General features: G+C 67.4%; 17 protein-coding genes. 11 read left to right on the forward strand and 6 right to left on the reverse strand.

Annotated elements, in window-relative coordinates:
- Positions 1-13 precede the first annotated feature (13 nt).
- Positions 14-1,339 (forward strand): glutamate--tRNA ligase, encoded by a 1,326-nt coding sequence (gene gltX, locus ACN0V4_RS17300; RefSeq protein ID WP_417678400.1) that lies wholly within the window; start codon positions 14-16, stop codon positions 1,337-1,339.
- Here the strand turns inward: gltX and ACN0V4_RS17305 are convergent.
- Positions 1,336-1,902 carry a gamma-glutamylcyclotransferase family protein gene (locus ACN0V4_RS17305; RefSeq protein ID WP_417678402.1) on the reverse strand — a complete coding sequence of 189 codons (567 nt, stop codon included), beginning with the start codon at positions 1,900-1,902 and terminating at the stop codon, positions 1,336-1,338. The two genes, gltX and ACN0V4_RS17305, sit on opposite strands and share 4 nt — an antisense overlap.
- 133 nt (positions 1,903-2,035) lie before the next feature.
- Here ACN0V4_RS17305 and ACN0V4_RS17310 point away from each other — a divergent pair, with 133 nt between their 5' ends.
- Positions 2,036-2,509: an RrF2 family transcriptional regulator gene (locus tag ACN0V4_RS17310; RefSeq protein ID WP_417678404.1), complete on the forward strand. Its 474-nt coding sequence runs from the start codon at positions 2,036-2,038 to the stop codon at positions 2,507-2,509.
- Here ACN0V4_RS17310 and ACN0V4_RS17315 read toward each other — a convergent pair.
- Together ACN0V4_RS17315 and ACN0V4_RS17320 are read right to left on the reverse strand one after the other, a co-directional pair.
- Complete coding sequence (locus ACN0V4_RS17315) at positions 2,493-5,024, reverse strand: ABC transporter permease (protein ID WP_417678406.1); 2,532 nt, start codon at positions 5,022-5,024, stop codon at positions 2,493-2,495. The two genes, ACN0V4_RS17310 and ACN0V4_RS17315, sit on opposite strands and share 17 nt — an antisense overlap.
- Positions 5,021-5,707, reverse strand: a complete 687-nt coding sequence (locus ACN0V4_RS17320; protein ID WP_417678408.1) for an ABC transporter ATP-binding protein — start codon at positions 5,705-5,707, stop codon at positions 5,021-5,023. The genes ACN0V4_RS17315 and ACN0V4_RS17320 overlap by 4 nt, the downstream gene beginning before the upstream one ends.
- A 48-nt stretch (positions 5,708-5,755) precedes the next feature.
- On the opposite strand from ACN0V4_RS17320, the gene ACN0V4_RS17325 reads away from it, so the two are divergent.
- The 3 genes from ACN0V4_RS17325 (at position 5,756) to ACN0V4_RS17335 (ending at position 9,754) form a co-directional block, all read left to right on the forward strand.
- Positions 5,756-6,391: an arylesterase gene (locus ACN0V4_RS17325; RefSeq protein ID WP_417678410.1), complete on the forward strand. Its 636-nt coding sequence runs from the start codon at positions 5,756-5,758 to the stop codon at positions 6,389-6,391.
- Between the two features lie 187 nt (positions 6,392-6,578).
- Positions 6,579-8,975, forward strand: coding sequence for a phenylalanine--tRNA ligase subunit beta (gene pheT / locus ACN0V4_RS17330; protein WP_417678412.1), 2,397 nt, complete (start codon positions 6,579-6,581; stop codon positions 8,973-8,975).
- Positions 8,976-9,112: 137 nt separating this feature from the next.
- Positions 9,113-9,754, forward strand: coding sequence for a phosphoribosyltransferase (locus ACN0V4_RS17335; protein ID WP_417678413.1), 642 nt, complete (start codon positions 9,113-9,115; stop codon positions 9,752-9,754).
- Here the strand turns inward: ACN0V4_RS17335 and ACN0V4_RS17340 are convergent.
- Entirely contained in the window at positions 9,745-11,169 is a 1,425-nt protein-coding gene (locus tag ACN0V4_RS17340; RefSeq protein WP_417678415.1) for a PLP-dependent aminotransferase family protein, read from the reverse strand. The genes ACN0V4_RS17335 and ACN0V4_RS17340 overlap by 10 nt on opposite strands.
- Positions 11,170-11,241: 72 nt before the next feature.
- On the opposite strand from ACN0V4_RS17340, the gene ACN0V4_RS17345 reads away from it, so the two are divergent.
- Positions 11,242-11,889 (forward strand): pyridoxamine 5'-phosphate oxidase family protein, encoded by a 648-nt coding sequence (locus ACN0V4_RS17345; RefSeq protein WP_417678417.1) that lies wholly within the window; start codon positions 11,242-11,244, stop codon positions 11,887-11,889.
- An 18-nt stretch (positions 11,890-11,907) separates the two neighbouring features.
- Here ACN0V4_RS17345 and ACN0V4_RS17350 read toward each other — a convergent pair whose 3' ends face one another.
- Positions 11,908-12,606, reverse strand: a complete 699-nt coding sequence (locus ACN0V4_RS17350; protein ID WP_417678419.1) for a glutathione S-transferase family protein — start codon at positions 12,604-12,606, stop codon at positions 11,908-11,910.
- A 164-nt stretch (positions 12,607-12,770) separates the two neighbouring features.
- Here ACN0V4_RS17350 and mscL point away from each other — a divergent pair, with 164 nt between their 5' ends.
- The 4 genes from mscL to ACN0V4_RS17370 all read left to right on the forward strand — a co-directional run bounded on the left by mscL (position 12,771) and on the right by ACN0V4_RS17370 (position 15,230).
- The gene (gene mscL, locus ACN0V4_RS17355; protein ID WP_417678421.1) at positions 12,771-13,208 is read left to right on the forward strand and encodes a large conductance mechanosensitive channel protein MscL; all 438 of its coding nucleotides are present in this window, start codon (positions 12,771-12,773) and stop codon (positions 13,206-13,208) included.
- A gap of 55 nt (positions 13,209-13,263) precedes the next feature.
- Positions 13,264-14,094 carry a mechanosensitive ion channel family protein gene (locus ACN0V4_RS17360; RefSeq protein WP_417678423.1) on the forward strand — a complete coding sequence of 277 codons (831 nt, stop codon included), beginning with the start codon at positions 13,264-13,266 and terminating at the stop codon, positions 14,092-14,094.
- A gap of 194 nt (positions 14,095-14,288) precedes the next feature.
- Positions 14,289-14,774, forward strand: a complete 486-nt coding sequence (locus ACN0V4_RS17365; RefSeq protein WP_417678425.1) for an AEC family transporter — start codon at positions 14,289-14,291, stop codon at positions 14,772-14,774.
- Positions 14,775-14,795: 21 nt separating this feature from the next.
- Entirely contained in the window at positions 14,796-15,230 is a 435-nt protein-coding gene (locus ACN0V4_RS17370; protein WP_417678427.1) for an AEC family transporter, read from the forward strand.
- Between the two features lie 8 nt (positions 15,231-15,238).
- On the opposite strand, the gene ald is transcribed toward ACN0V4_RS17370, so the two are convergent.
- Entirely contained in the window at positions 15,239-16,357 is a 1,119-nt protein-coding gene (gene ald, locus ACN0V4_RS17375; protein ID WP_417678429.1) for an alanine dehydrogenase, read from the reverse strand.
- A gap of 139 nt (positions 16,358-16,496) precedes the next feature.
- Between ald and ACN0V4_RS17380 the strand changes: the two genes are divergently transcribed.
- On the forward strand, positions 16,497-16,955 hold the full coding sequence (locus tag ACN0V4_RS17380) for an Lrp/AsnC family transcriptional regulator (RefSeq protein WP_028093194.1): 459 nt from the start codon (positions 16,497-16,499) through the stop codon (positions 16,953-16,955).
- The last annotated feature ends 6 nt before the right edge of the window (positions 16,956-16,961 follow it).

Raw genomic sequence — 16,961 nt, forward strand, 5'->3', positions numbered from 1 at the left:
CAGGAGACGCCCAATGATCACCACCCGTTTCGCCCCGTCGCCCACCGGCTATATCCACGTCGGCAACCTGCGCACCGCGCTGATGAACTATATGATCGCCCGCAAGGCTGGCGGCACCTTCATCCTGCGGATCGACGACACCGACCAGGAACGCTCGAAGCAGGAATATATCGACGGCATCCAGCGCGATCTGGAGTGGCTGGGGATCGGCTGGGACCGGATGGAGTATCAATCCAAACGGCTCGACCGCTATCGCGACGCCGCCGACAAGCTGCGCGAGATGGGCCGGTTCTATGAGGCTTTCGAGACGCCGACCGAACTGGATCTGAAGCGCAAGAAGCAGCTCAATATGGGCAAGCCGCCGGTCTATGACCGCGCCGCGCTGGAGCTTTCGGAGGCCGAGAAAGACAAGTTGCGCGCCGAGCGCGGCAATGGCGTCTGGCGCTTCCTGCTGGATCGCGAGCGGATCGACTGGGAGGATGGCATCCTCGGCCCGATCTCGATCGACGCGGCCTCGGTCTCCGACCCGGTGCTGATCCGGGGCGATGGCCAAATCCTCTATACGCTGGCCTCGGTGGTCGACGACATCGAGATGGGCGTGACCAATATCGTCCGTGGCGCCGACCACGTGACCAATACCGCGACGCAAATCCAGATCATCAAAGCGCTCGGCGGCACGCCGCCGGCCTTTGCCCACCATTCGCTGCTGACCGGCCCGCAGGGTGAGGCGCTGTCGAAGCGTCTGGGGGCGCTCTCCTTGCGCGACCTGCGCGATCAGGGGATCAAGCCGATGGCGCTCCTGAGCCTGATGGCGCGGCTGGGGTCGTCCGATCCGGTGGAGCTGCGCAGCTCCATGGACGAGCTGATCGAGGGCTTTGACATCAGCCATTTCGGCGCGGCGCCCACCAAGTTCGACGTCAATGACCTGTTCCCGCTGACCGCCCACCATCTGCAATCGCTGCCGCTGGAGGCCGTGCGCGACGAGATCGACGCGCTTGGCGTGCCGGACGATCTGGCGGAACCCTTCTGGCTGATGGCACGCGACAATATCACCACGCTGAAGGATCTCGATGGTTGGTGGACGCTCTGCCGCGACGGGGCCGAGCCGCTGATCGACGACGAGGACAAGGATTTCATCGCCGAGGCGATGGCGCTGCTGCCCGAGCCGCCGTTCACCGCCGAGACCTGGGGCGAATGGACGGCGCAGGTGAAGGCCGCCACCGGCCGCAAGGGCAGGGGCCTGTTCATGCCGCTGCGCAAGGCGCTCACGGGCATGAACCACGGGCCGGAAATGGCGGTGCTGATGCCGCTGCTGCAAAAGGTGCGGGCAAAGGCCTAAGCCGTAGGCACGACCGCGGCGCCCAATCGGGCGAGGCGGCCGTCGACGAAAGCTGTCTCCGCCGCGCTCAATTTCTGGTGGCGGGGATAGCGGGGCGCCGCGCGATCGTTCAGGATCGGCGCCTCCCATCCGTCGGTGGTGGCGAAGAACCGCGCCGCCCCCTCGGCCCCGAATTCCCGCAGATAGCCCTGCACCACCACATCGAGATAGCTGAGCAGGATCGGATGACGCAGCCCGGGGGCCGCGCTGCTGTCGGGGACGGCATAGACCGCGATCTCGATTTTCCGCGCGATGTCATGGCTGACCGCATCGGTCGCCGGCAGCCGGTCATAGGCCCATTCCCGTTGATCCAGCGCCGCCCAGTCGCCGTTTGGCACATGGGCGATCATCCCCTCGATTGCGCTCTGCGCGTCCGGGATCGCGGTCAGGAAGGCGACGGGGCGCAGATCGGTGTGCCGCCAGGCCCGGCGCCAGCCGGCCAGTCGAGCCGGGCGCGGATCGCTGAAGTCATGGGTCGCCGTGTTCACCAGGCTGCCGTAGCCGAAGAAATAGGGGTCTGTCATGTCGAGCGCTCCAGCATTTCCTCATCGCGGGATTGATGTATGTCAAACCGCCATTTCGCGAAGACTGGCATAACCCCCGAAATCAGCCAAGCCGCTGCGGCAAGACGGCAGCGACCAAGTGAGAGGTTTATCAGTGCGGATCACCAAACGGACCAATATCGCCATCCGGCTGCTGATGTATTGCGCGGCGCATCCTGAGCGGCTTGTCACCAAATCCGAGATTGCCCAGGTTTGCAATGTGTCGGAAAACCATCTGGCGCAGGTGATCAACCAGCTCAGTCAGCTTGGCTATCTGAACACCCATCGCGGCCGCAACGGTGGCATGAGCCTTGCGCGCCCGGCCGAAATCGTACGCATCGGCGAGGTGTTCCGCCTGATGGAAGGGTCGCTTCCGCTGGCCGAGTGTTTCGCCGATGCCGAAAACACCTGCCCCTTGATCAGTGCCTGCCGCTTGCGGCTGGCGCTGATGGATGCGGCGCAGGCCTTCTATGCCTCGCTGGACGAGGTGACGCTGGACGCGCTGATCTGCGACAACCTTGATCTGGTTAAGCTGCTTCAGCCGGTGGGTTGCACCCGCGCCACCGTCGCCGTTACTCCCGCGACCTGAGCACGCGGGCCGGCCGCGCCCTGAGCGGCGGCCAGGCAAAGATCAGCCCCGCGATCAGCGTGGCGAAGATGCCGCCCGTGACCACCAGCAGGGCGGCGGGCCAGATCACGGTGAAGTCGGTCTCAAGTACCCTATGCGCCACGGCCCAGGCGCCGGCGATGCCGGCGGCCAGGGCGACCAGCCCGGCCGCCGCGCCAAGGATCGCGCTGCGCAGCGCGAAGCTCAGCAGGATGCGCGCGCGGGTGGCGCCCAGGGTCTTCAGGATCGCCGCCTCCGTTGTGCGCGCGCCGGTGCCGGCCGCCGCGGCGCCGATCATCACCAGAAACCCGGTCAACAGCGATATCCCCGCGCCCCAGCGGGTGGCACCGGCGATGCCCGACAGCACCTCGGCCACCCGGTCGATGGCGTCGCGCACTCGGATCGCGGTGATATTGGGAAACTCCCCGGCCAGATCGCGCAGGATCGGCGCCTCGGCCGCCGGATCGGCATAGACGGTGGCGATGAAGCTGTGCGGCGCGCCGGCCAGCGCGGCTGGGTCCATCGTCAGGATGAAGCCCATCCCGGCGGTCGAGAAGTCGACCTCGCGAAAACTGGTGATGGTGGCGGGGATGTCGCGGCCCAGCACGTTGACGGTCATGGTGTCGCCAAGCTTCAGCCCCATCTCGGCGGCTTCCTGGGCGGCAAAGCTGATCTGCGGCGGGCCGGCGTAATCCTCGGGCCACCAGTGGCCGGCGGTGATGCGGGTATTGGGGCCGGGGGCGGCGGCATAGGTGATGCCGCGATCGCCCCGGATCACCCAATGGTTGCCGGCGACCTCGCGCGCGGGTTTGCCGTTGATCCGGGTGATCACGCCCCGCAGCATCGGCGCGGTTTCGACCCGGTGCACCCCTGGATCGCCTTCCACCCGAGCCAGAAAGCCGGGCATCTGATCCTTCTGGATATCGACGAAGAAGTAAGACGGGGCGACCTCGGGCAGGTTGCCCGAGATGGCGTTGCGCAGGGTGCCGTCGATCTGCCCGACGGCGGAGAGCACCGAAAGCCCGAGCCCCAGCGACAGCACCACCGATCCGGCGCCTTCCTGTCGCGCCGCGATGGCGTCGAGCGCCCACCGCAGCGCCGGTCGTCCACGGGCGAGGGGGGCGGCACGGCGTGCGATCCAGCGCATCGCCCCGGCGGTGAGCGCCAGCAGCACCAGCGCCCCGGCGATGCCGGCGGCGGTCCAGAGCGTCAACGCCCAGGTCCCTGAGAAGAGCGCCGCCAGCGCGATGAGCAACGCCAGCGCGACCCCGATGGCCAGCAGATAGCGCGGCGCCGGCATCAGCCGGGCGCCCGACAGCGCCTCGCGGTACAGCGTGGCGGCGCGCACCTCCTCGGTGCGGGCGAGTGGCCAGAGGGTGAAGATCAAGGCCGTCAGTAGGCCATAGATCGCGGCCTCTCCCAGGGGTTTCGGATAGAGCGCGAAGATTGCCGGCACCGGCAGTTCGGCGCCGATCACGGGCCCCAGCAGCAGCGGCAGCCCGCCGCCCAGCAACAGCCCCAGCGCGATCCCCAACAGGGACAGCGCCCCGATCTGAAGGAAATAGGTCAGAAAGATCGTCGCCCGATCCGCCCCCAGCGTGCGCAGCGTGGCGATCACCGCCGTCTTGCCCGCCAGATAGCTGCGCACGGCAGAGGACACGCCGATCCCCCCCACGGCGAGGCCCGAGAGGCCGACCAGCACCAGAAAGGCGCCCAGCCGGTCGACGAATTGCTTCACCCCCGGCGCGCCGTTGCGCGAGTCGCGCCAGCGCATGCCGGTTTCGGTGAAGCGCTGACGCGCTTCCCCGGCAAGCCGATGCAGATCGCTGCCCGCCGGCAGAACCAGCCGGTATTTTGTCGAAAACAACGTCCCCGGCGCCAGCAGGCCCGAGCTGGCGAGCGCCCTGGTGGTCACGATGGTCCGGGGGCCGAGGCTGAAGCCCGCGGCGGCGCTGTCGGGTTCCTTCACCAGAGCCGCCATCAGGACGAATTCCTGCGTGCCCAGCCGGAAACGATCACCGGGGGCGAGGCCCAGCCGATCGCTCAGCACCCGTTCCATCACCGCACCGGGCAGGCCGTTCCGCCCGGCAAGGGCCTGATCCAGCGGCATTTCCGGCGCCAGTTGCACCCGGCCCACCAGCGGATAGCCATCATCCACCGCCTTCACCTGGGTCAGCGCCCGGTCTGACCCGGCATCGCCATCGACCACGGCCATGGAACGGAAATCGACGATCTCCGACGTCTTCAGCGCGGTTCGGCCCATCCAGTCGCGTTCCTCCGCCGTGGCGAAGCGATAGGTGAACTCCATCTCGGCATCGCCGCCGAGCAGCGCCGCGCCCTCATGCGCCAGGCCCGCCTCGATCGCGGCGCGGACCGAGCCGACGGCGGCGATGGCGGCGACGCCCAAGGTCAGGCAGGCCAGGAAGATCCCGAAACCGCGCAGCCCGCCGCGCAGCTCGCGCCGGGCAAAGCGCAGGGCGAGGGTGAGCGATCTCATGCCTCGATCACCTCGTGGTCGATCTGGCCGTCACGCAGCCGCACCACCCGGTCGCAGCGCGCCGCCAGTTCCGGCGCATGGGTGACCAGCACCAGCGTGGCGCCATGGCGGTCGCGCAGATCGAACAGCATGTCCATGATCGCGCGGCCGTTCGCCTCGTCGAGATTGCCGGTGGGCTCGTCCGCCAGCAGGATCTGCGGCCGGGGTGCTGCGGCGCGGGCCAGCGCCACCCGCTGCTGTTCGCCGCCCGACAGCTCCGACGGGTAATGCCCGGCCCGATGCGCCAGCCCCACCGCCTCAAGCTCGGCCCGGGCGCGGTCGAAGGCATCGCGGGCACCGGCCAGCTCCAGCGGCGTCGCCACATTCTCCAGCGCGGTCATGGTGGGGATCAGGTGGAAGGACTGGAACACCACGCCCATGTGATCGCGACGGAACCGCGCCAGCGCGTCTTCGTTCATCGCGGTCAGATCGCGGCCCAGGGCCATCACGCTGCCGCCTGTCGCCCGTTCCAACCCGCCCATCAGCATCAGGAGCGAGGATTTGCCCGATCCCGACGGGCCGGTCAGCCCCAGAGTCTCGCCAGCGGCGACCTGCAGGGTGACGCCGCGCAGGATATCGACCCGCCCTGCATTGCCATCCAGCGACAAAACCGCATCTTTGAGCGTGAGGATCGGGTCGGGCATCGGCGGCATCCTTGTCTGGCACCTTCGGGATATGGAGCGCGCGACGAAATGTACAAGTTTATCATGGTATTGATCCTGGCCCTTTGTGGCGCGGCGGCAACGGCCGGGCCGGTGACCGTGGCCGCGCTGGGCGACAGCCTGACGCAAGGCTATGGCTTGTCCGAGGGCGATGGCTTGGTTCCGCAGCTTCAGGGGTGGCTCAACGATCACGGCGCTGATGCGGTGCTGATCAATGCGGGCGTCTCGGGCGACACCACTGCCGGGGGCGCGGCGCGGGTCGCCTGGACGCTGAGCCCCGAGGTCAAGGCGATGATCGTGGCGCTCGGGGGCAACGACATGTTGCGCGGGCTCGACCCGGCGGTGACGCGCGCCAATCTCGAAACGATCCTGACGGTGGCGGATCAGGCGGGGGTCAAGGTGCTGCTGATCGGCATGCAGGCGCCCGGCAACTATGGGCCGGACTACAAGGCTGAGTTCGACGCGATCTATCCCGATCTCGCCGCGGAACACGGGGCGCTTTTTGCCGCGAGTTTCTTCGAGGGGCTGCAGGAGGTGAGCGGCGATCCGGCGGCGCTGCAACCCTTCATGCAGGGCGACGGCATCCATCCCAACGCCGAAGGGGTCAAACGCATCGTCGCGGCGCTGGGTCCAAAGGTGCTGGAGCTGGTGCGCGCGGCACAATAGGGGCGGTCGCGCGCACCCTGCAGGGGGCCGAAACGCCGGGTGGAGGGGCAAAATCAGCCGCCCTTGGGCTGTGCCGGCGCGGCGGGAGGTCAGAGGACTGAGCCCCGCGCGGCCACCGCCCCTTTCCCCCTGCGCCGATATCCGCTAAAGCCGCTCTGACCCTTGACAGACACGCGGACCGCGACCGATGAAATTCACCCTCTCCTGGCTGAAAGACCACCTCGACACCACCGCATCGGTGGAAGAGATCGCCGAGGCGCTGACCGACCTCGGGCTCGAGGTCGAAGAAATCACCAACCCGGCGGAGCGACTGAAGGATTTCACCATCGGCCGCGTCACCCATGCCGAACCGCATCCCGATGCCGACCGGCTGCGGGTCTGCACCGTTGCGACCGGCGCCGGCGAAACCCAGATCGTTTGCGGCGCGCCGAACGCCCGGGAAGGCATCACCGTGGTGGTGGCCAAGCCCGGCACCTATGTCCCCGGCATCGACACCACCATTCAGGTTGGCAAGATCCGCGGCATCGAGAGCCATGGCATGATGTGCTCCGAACGCGAGATGGAGCTGTCGGAGGAACATAACGGCATCATCGAGCTGCCCTCGGGCGAGGTTGGCCAGAGCTTCGCCGACTGGCTGGCCGAGAACGAGCCGGCCAAGGTCGATCCGGTGATCGAGATCGCCATCACCCCCAACCGGCCCGATGCGCTGGGCGTGCGTGGCGTGGCCCGCGATCTGGCGGCCCGTGGCCTGGGCACGCTGAAGCCGCGTGAGACGGTGCCGGTGCCGGGCGAGTTTCCCTGTCCGGTCAGCGTTAGCATCGACGAGGACACGCTGGATGGCTGCCCGGTCTTCGCCGGCCGGCTGATCCGTGGCGTCAAGAACGGCCCGTCGCCGCAATGGCTGCAGGATCAGCTCAAGGCGATCGGGCTGCGGCCGATTTCGGCGCTGGTCGATGTCACCAACTTCTTCACCTTCGACCGCAACCGGCCGCTGCATGTCTTCGACGCCGACAAGGTCGGCGCGGCGCTGCGGGTGCACCGGGCGCAGGGGGGCGAAACCCTTCTGGCGCTCGACGAGAAGGAATACACCATGCCTGCGGGCGCGATGGTGATCTCTGACGACAAGGGGATCGAAAGCATCGCCGGCATCATGGGCGGCGAGGAGAGCGGCTGTTCCGACGCGACGGTGAATGTCTTCGTCGAAAGCGCCTTCTGGGATCACATCCAGATCGCGCTGACCGGTCGGGCGCTCAAGATCAACTCCGACGCGCGCTATCGGTTCGAACGCGGCATCGACCCGGCCTTCACCATCGAGGGGCTGGAGCTGGCGACGCAGATGATCCTCGATCTCTGTGGCGGCGAGCCCTCCGAGATCGTGGTGGCAGGGGCGATCCCCGATGTGTCGCGCGCCTATCGGCTGGAGCCGGCGCGGGTGCAGTCGCTGGTCGGCATGGATATCCCGGAAAGCGAGCAGCGCCAGACGCTGACCCGGCTGGGCTTCCGGCTGGAAGGCAATATGGCCCATGTGCCGAGCTGGCGCCCCGATGTGCAGGGCGAGGCCGATCTGGTCGAGGAGGTGGCGCGGATCGCCTCGCTCACCGGGCTGAAGGGCAAGCCGCTGCCGCGGCTGACCGACGGGGTGTCCAAGCCGGTGATGACGCCGATGCAGCGCCGGCTGCAGATCGGGCGGCGCACCGTGGCGGCGCTCGGCTATAACGAATGCGTCACCTATTCCTTCATCGATCAGGCCTCGGCCGTGCTGTTCGGGGGGGGCGATGACGCCTCGATGCTGGAGAATCCGATCAGCAGCGACATGTCGCATCTGCGTCCGGCTCTGCTGCCGGGGCTGCTGCAGGCGGCGGCGCGCAATCAGGCACGCGGCTATATGGACCTGGCGCTGTTCGAGGTCGGGCCGGCCTTCCACGGCGGCGAGCCGGAGCAGCAGCATGCGCTGATCACCGGCCTGCTGATCGGCAGGACTGGTCCGAAGGACGTGCATGGCGCCTCGCGGCCGGTCGATGTCTTCGATGCCAAGGCCGATGCCGAGGCGGTGCTGGCCGCGATCGGCGCCCCCGCCAAGGTGCAGATCCTGCGGGGTGCGCGGGAATGGTGGCACCCGGGTCGTCACGGCAAGATCTGTCTTGGTCCGAAGAAGGTTCTGGGCATCTTCGGCGAATTGCACCCCCGGGTGCTCGAGGCGATGGATGTGAAGGGGCCGGCGGTCGCCTTCACCATCTGGCCGGCGGAAGTGCCGCTGCCGCGCAAGGCGGGTGCCACCCGGCCGGCGCTGGAGCTGCGCGACCTGCAGGCGGTTGAGCGCGATTTCGCCTTTGTCGTCGATGCCGAGGTCGAGGCGCTGACCCTGGTCAATGCCGCCACCGGTGCCGACAAGGCGCTGATCGAGGACGTGCGCGTCTTCGACGAATTCCAGGGCGGCAACCTGGGCGAGGGCAAGAAGTCGCTGGCCATCACGGTGCGGCTGCAACCCACTGACAAGACCTTGACCGAGAAAGAGATCGAGGCGGTCGCCGCCCGCATCGTCGAGAAGGTCACCAAGGCCACCGGCGCCAGTCTGCGCGGCTGACCCCGGCCCCTCCTGAGGGATTTCAGACAGAGAAAAAGGGGCGCGGTGGCGCCCCTTTTTGCATTTCCGGCTTTGGGGCTGGCCCGGGACAATGGTGCGCGGCATAATCGGCGCGGGTGTCGAGGCAGGGGGAACACATGTTTCAGGATCGTGACGACGCAGGCGCGCAGTTGGCCAGAGCGGTGGCCGAGGCGAGGCCTGACGCCCCGGTGGTATTGGCCTTGCCGCGCGGCGGCGTGCCGCTTGGGGCGGCGGTGGCCGGGGCCCTGGGCGCGCCGCTCGATCTGCTGTTGGTGCGCAAGATCGGGCTGCCGGGCCAACCCGAGGTGGCGGCGGGGGCCGTGGTCGACGGGCCGGCGCCGATCACCTTGTTCAACGAGGGGCTGTTGCGTCACAGCGGCCTGACCGAGGCGGATTTCGCCACCCGGATCGAGGAGCTGAAGGCCGAGATCGAGGCGCGCCGCGCCCGTTACCTGCCGGGGCGGGCGCCGGTGTCGGTGGCGGGCAAGACGGCGATTGTCGTCGATGACGGCATCGCGACCGGGGCGACGATCCGGGTGGCGGTCAAGGCGCTCAGGGCGCAGAACCCGGCGGCGATCTGGATCGCGGTGCCGGTGGCGCCGGCCGATCTCATAGCGCTGCTGGCGGCGGAGGTGGATCGGGTCATCTGTCTGGAGCGACCGCGGGAGTTCTGGGCGGTGGGGGCGCATTACCGCGACTTCGATCAGGTCGAGGATGAGGCAGTCATCGCCTGCCTGCACCGTTTCGATCAGGGGTAGCGCGCCTTTAGCACGTCGGCGAGGCGGAGGACGGCGGCCTCCAGCGCCTCGGGCTCGAAGCCGGCATAGCCCAGCACCAGCCCCTGCGGGCCGTCGCCATCGGGCCAATAGGCGGAGAGCGCGCGCAGCGTGATCCCGGCGTCGCGGGCGATGGCGGCGATCTCGGTGTCGGGCACCTGCTCCAGCGCCGGGCCTGGGCGGCAGAGCAGATGCATGCCGGCCGGGTCGGGGGCGGCGATCAGATGATCGGGCAGGGCGCGGGCCAGTGCCGCCCTGAGCACCGCCTGCCGCTGGCCATAGAGCCGCCGCATCCGGCGCAGATGGGTGGCGAACTCCCCACTCTCCATGAAGCTCGCCAGCGCCGGCTGCGGGATCAACGAGGCGCGCGGCCCGGTTTCCGCGAGCGCCGCCCGCAGCGGGGCGAGCAGGGCCTGCGGCAGCACCGCATAGCCGAGCCGCAGCGCGGGGGAGAGGAGTTTCGAGAAGCTGCCGACATAGATCACCCGTTCGGCGTCCAATGCGGCGAGCGGTGGCAGGGGCGCACCGGTATAGCGGAACTCGCTGTCGTAATCGTCCTCGATCACCCAGGCGTTGGTGCGTCGGGCCCAGTCGATCAGGGCCAACCTGCGCGCGAGCGGCAGGGTCATGCCCATGGGATAGTGGCGCGATGGGGTGACGATGACACCGCGGGCCCGCGCGCCGTCGGGCAGGATCGCCCCGTCGTCGTCCACTGCCATCCGGGTGATGGCAAGACCGGCGCGCGTCAGCGCGGATCGCATCGGGCCATAGCCGGGGCTCTCCACCAGAACGCTGTCGCCGGGGCGGAACAGGGCGCGCGCTAGCAGCTCGAAGGTCTCTGTTGCGCCGGAGGTGATCATCACCTGGGCGCCGGGGCGGTCGAGCCCGCGCCAGGCGGCCAGATGCGCGGCGATGGCGGCGCGCAGCGGCGGCCAGCCGAAGGGATCGGGCAGCGCCAGCAGCTCGGGCGCCGGGCGGCGCCAGGCGCGGTCCAGATGTCGGGCCCAGACGGCATGGGGGAATTGCGCCATGTCGGGCGCGCCGGGATGAAACGGGCGTGCGGGGATCGGCGCCGTCGGGGTGGCGATCGGGGCGGGCGCGGGGGGCGGCGCCAGATGCGGCAGATCCCGCGCCACATAGGTGCCGGCGCCGGGGCGGGTTTCCAGATAGCCTTCGGCCAGAAGCTGGTCGAGCGCGGTGAGCGTGGTCTGGCGGGATACCGACAGATCGCGCGCCAGTTGCCGGCTGGCCGGTAGCCGGGTGCCCGGCGCGGCGCGCCCAGACAGGATCATCTGCCTGAGCGCTTCGGTCAATTGCTGGTGCAAGGGCGCCGGGGCGGCGCGATCGAGGCCGAGGCCGAAGAGCGCCGCCTGCAAATTGGTCTGCTCTGAATTCATGAAACTGGTCATTTCGACAAGACCAATCTCATGCCAGTGAGGGCGGCACAAGCAATTCCGGAAAGGACCGCCATGGATCTGAAGATGACCGACCGCAGCCGGCTGCGCCGCGCGCATGAGCGCGGCCATTTCGACCGCGCCACCATCGACGCCATTCTCGACGCCCAGCCGATGTGTTCGGTGGGCTATGTGATGGAGGGCAAGCCCTATGTCACCCCGACGCTGCAATGGCGCGAGGGCGATCATGTCTATTGGCACGGCTCCAGCGCCAGCCGGGCGTTGCGCGCGGGCAAGGGGGCGGAGGTCTGCCTGAACGTCTCGATCCTCGACGGCTTCGTGATGGCGCGCTCGGGGTTCCATCATTCGGTCAACGCGCGGTCGGTCACCCTGTTCGGCACCGCCTTCGTGGTGCCCGAGGAGGAGAAGCAGGACCGGCTGTCGACCTTCATCGACGGGCTCTGGCCCGGGCGGGCGGCGATGCTGCGGCCGAACAACGCGCAGGAGCTGAAGGCGACGATGATCCTGGGGCTGGAGATCAAGGAGGGCGCCGCCAAGGTCCGCAGCGGCCCGCCGGGCGAGGAGGAAGAGGATTACGCGCTGCCGATCTGGGCGGGCGTCATTCCGATCGAAAGCCGCGCCGGAGCGCTGGTGCCCGATCCGCGCAATCTCGAGGGCGTCGAGCCGCCCGCGCATCTGACCGGGTTTCGCTGGCCGCGCTGAGCACGGCCAGCCAGAAAATCAGGGGCGGGGCGGGATGTTCATCCCGGCCTGCACCGCCGGACGGGCGAGGAAGCGGTCGAGATAGGCGATCACATTGGGAAAGCCGGTCCAGCCCACCACCTCCTTCGCGCCATAGAAATCGAGCGCGTTCAGCCAGGGGGCGATGGCGATATCGGCGATGGAATAGGCGCCGCAGACCCAATCGCGCCCCTCAAGGCGGTTCTCCAGCACGCCGAGCAGCCGCTTGGCCTCGGCGATATAGCGCTCGCGCGGGCGGGGGTCTTCGATCTCGCTGCCGGCGAACTTGTAGAAGAAGCCAAGCTGCCCCAGCATCGGGCCAAGGCCTGCCATCTGCCACATCAGCCATTCGATGATCTCGGCCCGGTCCGAGCCGGTCGCGCCGATCAGTTGGCCGGTCTTCTCGGCCAGATAGATCAGGATGGCGCCGCTTTCGAACAGGCCGAGCGGCGTACCGTCGGGCCCTTGCGGGTCAATGATCGCGGGGATCTTGTTGTTGGGGTTCAGCGACAGGAATTCGGGGCTTTTCACATCGGCATCTGCCAGGGTGACCAGATGCGCCTCGTAAGCCAGGCCGGTTTCCTCCAGCATGATCGAGACCTTCACCCCGTTGGGGGTGGGGTAGGAATAGAGCTGCAGACGCCCGGGATCGGCGGCCGGCCATTTGCGGGTGATCGGGAACTGGGACAGGTCAGTCATCAGAGGCTCCTTTCATGCCAAGTCCGGCTTAGGGGCTTTGTGGCGCGACCGCCAGTCTCGCGGGTGCGGCGATGCGTTCACAGTGCGGTGTAACTGGATTATGGTTGAAAGATCGCGTGGTTAATATGCGCATCAAGTGGACGCTTCGAGAGAGAGCAAGGGACATGATTCAGGAATTCCGCAAGTTTATCTCCAAGGGCAATGTCATCGACATGGCCGTGGGTATCATCGTCGGCGCGGCCTTCACCGCCATCGTCAAATCCATGGTCGACGATCTGATCAATCCGATCGTCGGCCTGGTCACCGGCGGCATGGATTTCTCCGACCGCTATGTCGTGCTGTCGGGCAGCGTGCCCGAGGGCACCAGCCTGGCTGCCGCGCGCGAGGCGGGGGCGGCGATCTTCGCCTATGGGTCTTTCCTCACCTCGGTGATCAACTTCCTGATCATCGCCTTCGTGGTGTTCATGCTGGTGCGTTACGTCAACAAGGTGAAGGAGATTGCCGAGCGCAAGGAGGAGGCCGCAGCCGAGGCGCAGGCGCCGGCCGGCCCGACCGAGCTTGAGGTGCTGTTGGAAATCCGTGACGCGTTGAAAAAGGGCTGAGCCGTGGTTTTTACCGCGGTGGGTTCGAGTATGATTGCAAGAGAGAGGGAGCAGAATGCAGGAAACGATCACCGGATTGAGTGAAGAGATCAGCAATGAGTTGGTCTGGCTGACGCCCTTGCTGATCAGCGCCGGCAAGGCGCTGCTGGTGCTGATCGTCGGCTGGATCATCTCCGGCTGGGTCAGCGGCATGGCGCGCCGGCGGATCAACAAGACGCCGCAGATCGACCCGACGCTGGGCAATTTCGTCGCCAGCACGATCAAGTGGATCATCCTGGCCATCGTTCTGGTGGCGATCATGGGGATCTTCGGCATCGAGGCGACCAGCCTTGTCGCCATCCTGGGCGCCGCCTCTCTGGCCGTCGGCCTGGCCCTGCAGGGCACGCTGAGCGATCTGGCCGCTGGCGTCATGCTGGTGATCTTCCGCCCCTACAAGCTGGGACAGTTCGTCAATATCGGCGGCACCTCGGGCACGGTGAAGGATCTGACGCTGTTCACCACCGAGCTTGCGACCGGTGACAACGTGCAGATCATCATTCCGAACGGCAAGGCCTGGGGAACGGTGATCACCAATTTTTCGGCCAACCCGACCCGCCGGGTCGATCTGACCTTTGGCATCGACTATGGCGACGACATCAATCGCGCGATGGAGATCATCCTCGAGACCGCGCGCGCCGATGGCCGGGTGCTGAGCGATCCGGAACCCTGGGTACGGGTGACCAACCTGGGCGACAGTTCCGTCGATATCACCACCCGGCTGTGGTGCTCGGCGCCGGATTACTGGGATCTGAAGTTCGCTCTGCTGAAAGGGGTCAAGGAGGCCTTCGACAAGGGTGGCATCTCGATCCCCTATCCGCATCAGGTCGAGGTCCACAAGGAGGCCTGAGCCCCTTCTGAGACGTGTTGCGCGCCGGCCGGGATTTTCCCGGCCGGTTTCCTTTTGGCAGGACGCTGGGTGCGCCGGGCCGGTGCTTCCCGCTCGGGTCATCTGCCGGAAATGCAGCAGACGGGTCGCGTCGCGCGCAGCTTTTCCAGTGATGACGTTCCCTTTTTGTTTGCACTCTTGCCGGCGATCCCGAAATGCCGCATCAGGCCGATATGGTCTTTGTTCTCGCCACCCTGCCGATCCTTCTGACGCTGTTCTGCGGCTATCTCGTCACCGTCACAAAGATGGTGCCCCGCGATCATTGGGAGGGGATCAATACCCTGAGCTTCCGGTTGCTGATCCCGGTGGTGCTGGTCAAATCCATCGCGTTTTCTGACCTGTCGGCGGTCTCCGGCGCCTGGGTCTTGGCGCTGCTGGCGACGCTGGGGGTGGCGGCGGCGGCGGTGCTGGTGGTGCGGCTTCTGACCGATCGGCAGCGGCTGTCCGATCCGGCCTTCACCTCCCTGTTCCAGGGGGCGACACGCTGGAACGCCTTCATCGCGCTGGCCGCGGCCGAGCTTTTCGTCGGGCGGGGCGGGCTGGCGCTGCTGGCGGTCGGGATGGCGGTGCTGGTGCCGGTGATCAATGTGGTCAATATCGTCGTGCTGGTGATCTACGGCACCGCGAGAACCAGCCTGTAAGGCATCGTCACCTCGATCCTGATGAATCCGATGGTGCAGGGCTGTGTTCTGGGGTTGGCGCTCAACCTGTCGGGGCTGCCCCTGCCGGGCTTTGCGGTGCAGACGCTCGACCTGATCGGGCGGGCGGCGCTGGGCGTGGGCCTTCTGGCGGTGGGGGCGGGGATCAGCCTGCGGCGGCTGGTCGATATCTCGGCCCCGCTGGCGCTGGGGGTGCTGATCCGCCCGGTGCTGAGCCCGCTGCTGTTCCTGGCGATCGGCGCGGCCGTGGGGCTGACGGTCGAGGAGACGCTGGCCGGCAGCCTGATCTTCATCGTGCCGGCGGCCGCCAACGGCTATGTGGTGGCGCGCAAGATGGGCGGCGATGCTAGTCTCTATGCCGATATCATGACCTGGCAGACGCTGCTGTCGATGGCGCTGATGCCGGCGCTGGCCGCCGGCATCACGCGGTTCTTCTGAGCCCGGGCTCAGGAGCGGACGGCGCTGGCGGGCGACAGCACCTCGAGCCCCTGCGCCGCGCCGACGGCGGCATAGGTCAGATGGCCGGCATGGATGTTCAGCCCGTTCAGCAGGTTGGGATCGTCCAGACAGGCCTGGCGCCAGCCCTTGTCGGCCAAGGCCAGCAGGAAGGGCAGGGTGGCGTTCGACAGCGCGATGGTCGAGGTGCGCGCGACCGCGCCGGGCATATTGGCGACGCAATAGTGCAGGATGCCATCGACCTCATAGATCGGATCGGCGTGAGTGGTGGCATGGGAGGTTTCGAAACAGCCGCCCTGGTCGATCGCCACATCGACCATCGCCGCGCCGGGTTTCATCAGCGCCAGATCGGCCCGGCGCACCAGCTTCGGCGCCTCCGCCCCCGGGATCAGCACCGCGCCGATCACCAGATCGGCCCGGGCCAGATGTTCGGCCAGCACCCCGGCCGAGGAATAGCCGGTGTTGAAGTCCCGTCCGAAGACGTCGTCGAGATAGCGCAGCCGGGGCAGCGAGCGGTCCAATACGGTGACCTCGGCCCCCATGCCGGCGGCGACCCGGGCGGCATGGGTGCCGACCACCCCACCGCCGATCACCAGCACCCGGGCGGGATCGACACCGGGCACGCCGCCCAGCAGCACGCCGCGGCCGCCATTGGCCTTTTGCAGGGTCCAGGCGCCGACCTGCGGCGCCAGCTTGCCGGCGACCTCGGACATCGGCGCCAGCAGCGGCAGGCCGCCGCGGCCATCGGTCACCGTCTCATAGGCGATGCAGGTCGCTCCGGAGGCCAGCAGATCGCGGGTCTGATCCGGATCCGGGGCGAGGTGGAGATAGGTGAACAGAACCTGCCCCTCGCGCAGCAGGGCGCGTTCGACGGGCTGTGGTTCCTTCACCTTCACGATCATGTCGGCCTCGGCAAAGACCTCGGCGGCGGTCCGGGCGATGCCGGCGCCTGCGGCGACATAGGCCGCGTCGTCAAATCCCGCGCCGACCCCGGCGCCGGTCTCGACCAGCACCTTGTGCCCATGGGCGACCGCCTCGCGGGCGGCGTTGGGCGTCAGGCCGACGCGGAACTCCTGTGGTTTGATTTCTTTCGGGCAGCCGATTTTCATTCTGAGTCCTCCCATTCTTGATGTGCTTATAAAATAGGCGAAAACGATCGCAATTTCTGGGAAATTATGGCTCGCGCAGCAGGGTGAATTTCGAATATTCTTCTCGAATAAGTCTGATCTTCGCAAAGGACGTGCGCAAATGTCGCTGGACGATACCGATAAACGCATCCTGACCTTGCTGCAGAAGAAGGGGCGGATGTCGAATGCGGATCTGTCCGAGCAGGTGAACCTGTCTCCCTCGGCCTGTCACCGGCGCGTGCAGCGGCTGGAGGCCGACGGCTACATCCGCGATTACGTCGCGCTGCTGGACGCGCGCAAGATGGGGGTGCCGACGACGGTTTTCGTCGAGATTACCCTGCAGGCCCAGGCCGATGAGGTGCTGGATGCCTTCGAACGCGCGGTGGCGCGGATCCCGGCGGTGCTGGAGTGCCATCTGATGGCGGGCAGCGCCGATTACATTCTGAAGATCGTCGCCGAGGATACCGAGGATTTCGCCCGCATCCATCGGCAATACCTGTCGCGTCTGCCCGGGGTGGCGCAGATGCAGTCGAGTTTCGCCCTGCGCACGGTGTTTCGCACCACCGCCCTGCCGGTCTGATCTCGC

It is taken from the genome of Pseudodonghicola sp., assembly GCF_048268305.1.
Classification (GTDB): Bacteria; Pseudomonadota; Alphaproteobacteria; order Rhodobacterales; family Rhodobacteraceae; genus Pseudodonghicola.

Bases quoted from the DNA above. Each gene is read 5' to 3' on its own strand.
- gltX (WP_417678400.1), top strand. From the start codon at position 14: ATGATCACCACCCGTTTCGCCCCGTCGCCCACCGGCTATATCCACGTC.
- ACN0V4_RS17305 (WP_417678402.1), bottom strand. From the start codon at position 1,902: ATGACAGACCCCTATTTCTTCGGCTACGGCAGCCTGGTGAACACGGCG.
- ACN0V4_RS17315 (WP_417678406.1), bottom strand. From the start codon at position 5,024: ATGAGATCGCTCACCCTCGCCCTGCGCTTTGCCCGGCGCGAGCTGCGC.
- ACN0V4_RS17320 (WP_417678408.1), bottom strand. From the start codon at position 5,707: ATGCCCGACCCGATCCTCACGCTCAAAGATGCGGTTTTGTCGCTGGAT.
- ACN0V4_RS17325 (WP_417678410.1), top strand. From the start codon at position 5,756: ATGTACAAGTTTATCATGGTATTGATCCTGGCCCTTTGTGGCGCGGCG.
- pheT (WP_417678412.1), top strand. From the start codon at position 6,579: ATGAAATTCACCCTCTCCTGGCTGAAAGACCACCTCGACACCACCGCA.
- ACN0V4_RS17335 (WP_417678413.1), top strand. From the start codon at position 9,113: ATGTTTCAGGATCGTGACGACGCAGGCGCGCAGTTGGCCAGAGCGGTG.
- ACN0V4_RS17340 (WP_417678415.1), bottom strand. From the start codon at position 11,169: ATGAATTCAGAGCAGACCAATTTGCAGGCGGCGCTCTTCGGCCTCGGC.
- ACN0V4_RS17345 (WP_417678417.1), top strand. From the start codon at position 11,242: ATGGATCTGAAGATGACCGACCGCAGCCGGCTGCGCCGCGCGCATGAG.
- ACN0V4_RS17350 (WP_417678419.1), bottom strand. From the start codon at position 12,606: ATGACTGACCTGTCCCAGTTCCCGATCACCCGCAAATGGCCGGCCGCC.
- mscL (WP_417678421.1), top strand. From the start codon at position 12,771: ATGATTCAGGAATTCCGCAAGTTTATCTCCAAGGGCAATGTCATCGAC.
- ACN0V4_RS17360 (WP_417678423.1), top strand. From the start codon at position 13,264: ATGCAGGAAACGATCACCGGATTGAGTGAAGAGATCAGCAATGAGTTG.
- ACN0V4_RS17365 (WP_417678425.1), top strand. From the start codon at position 14,289: ATGCCGCATCAGGCCGATATGGTCTTTGTTCTCGCCACCCTGCCGATC.
- ACN0V4_RS17370 (WP_417678427.1), top strand. From the start codon at position 14,796: ATGAATCCGATGGTGCAGGGCTGTGTTCTGGGGTTGGCGCTCAACCTG.
- ald (WP_417678429.1), bottom strand. From the start codon at position 16,357: ATGAAAATCGGCTGCCCGAAAGAAATCAAACCACAGGAGTTCCGCGTC.
- ACN0V4_RS17380 (WP_028093194.1), top strand. From the start codon at position 16,497: ATGTCGCTGGACGATACCGATAAACGCATCCTGACCTTGCTGCAGAAG.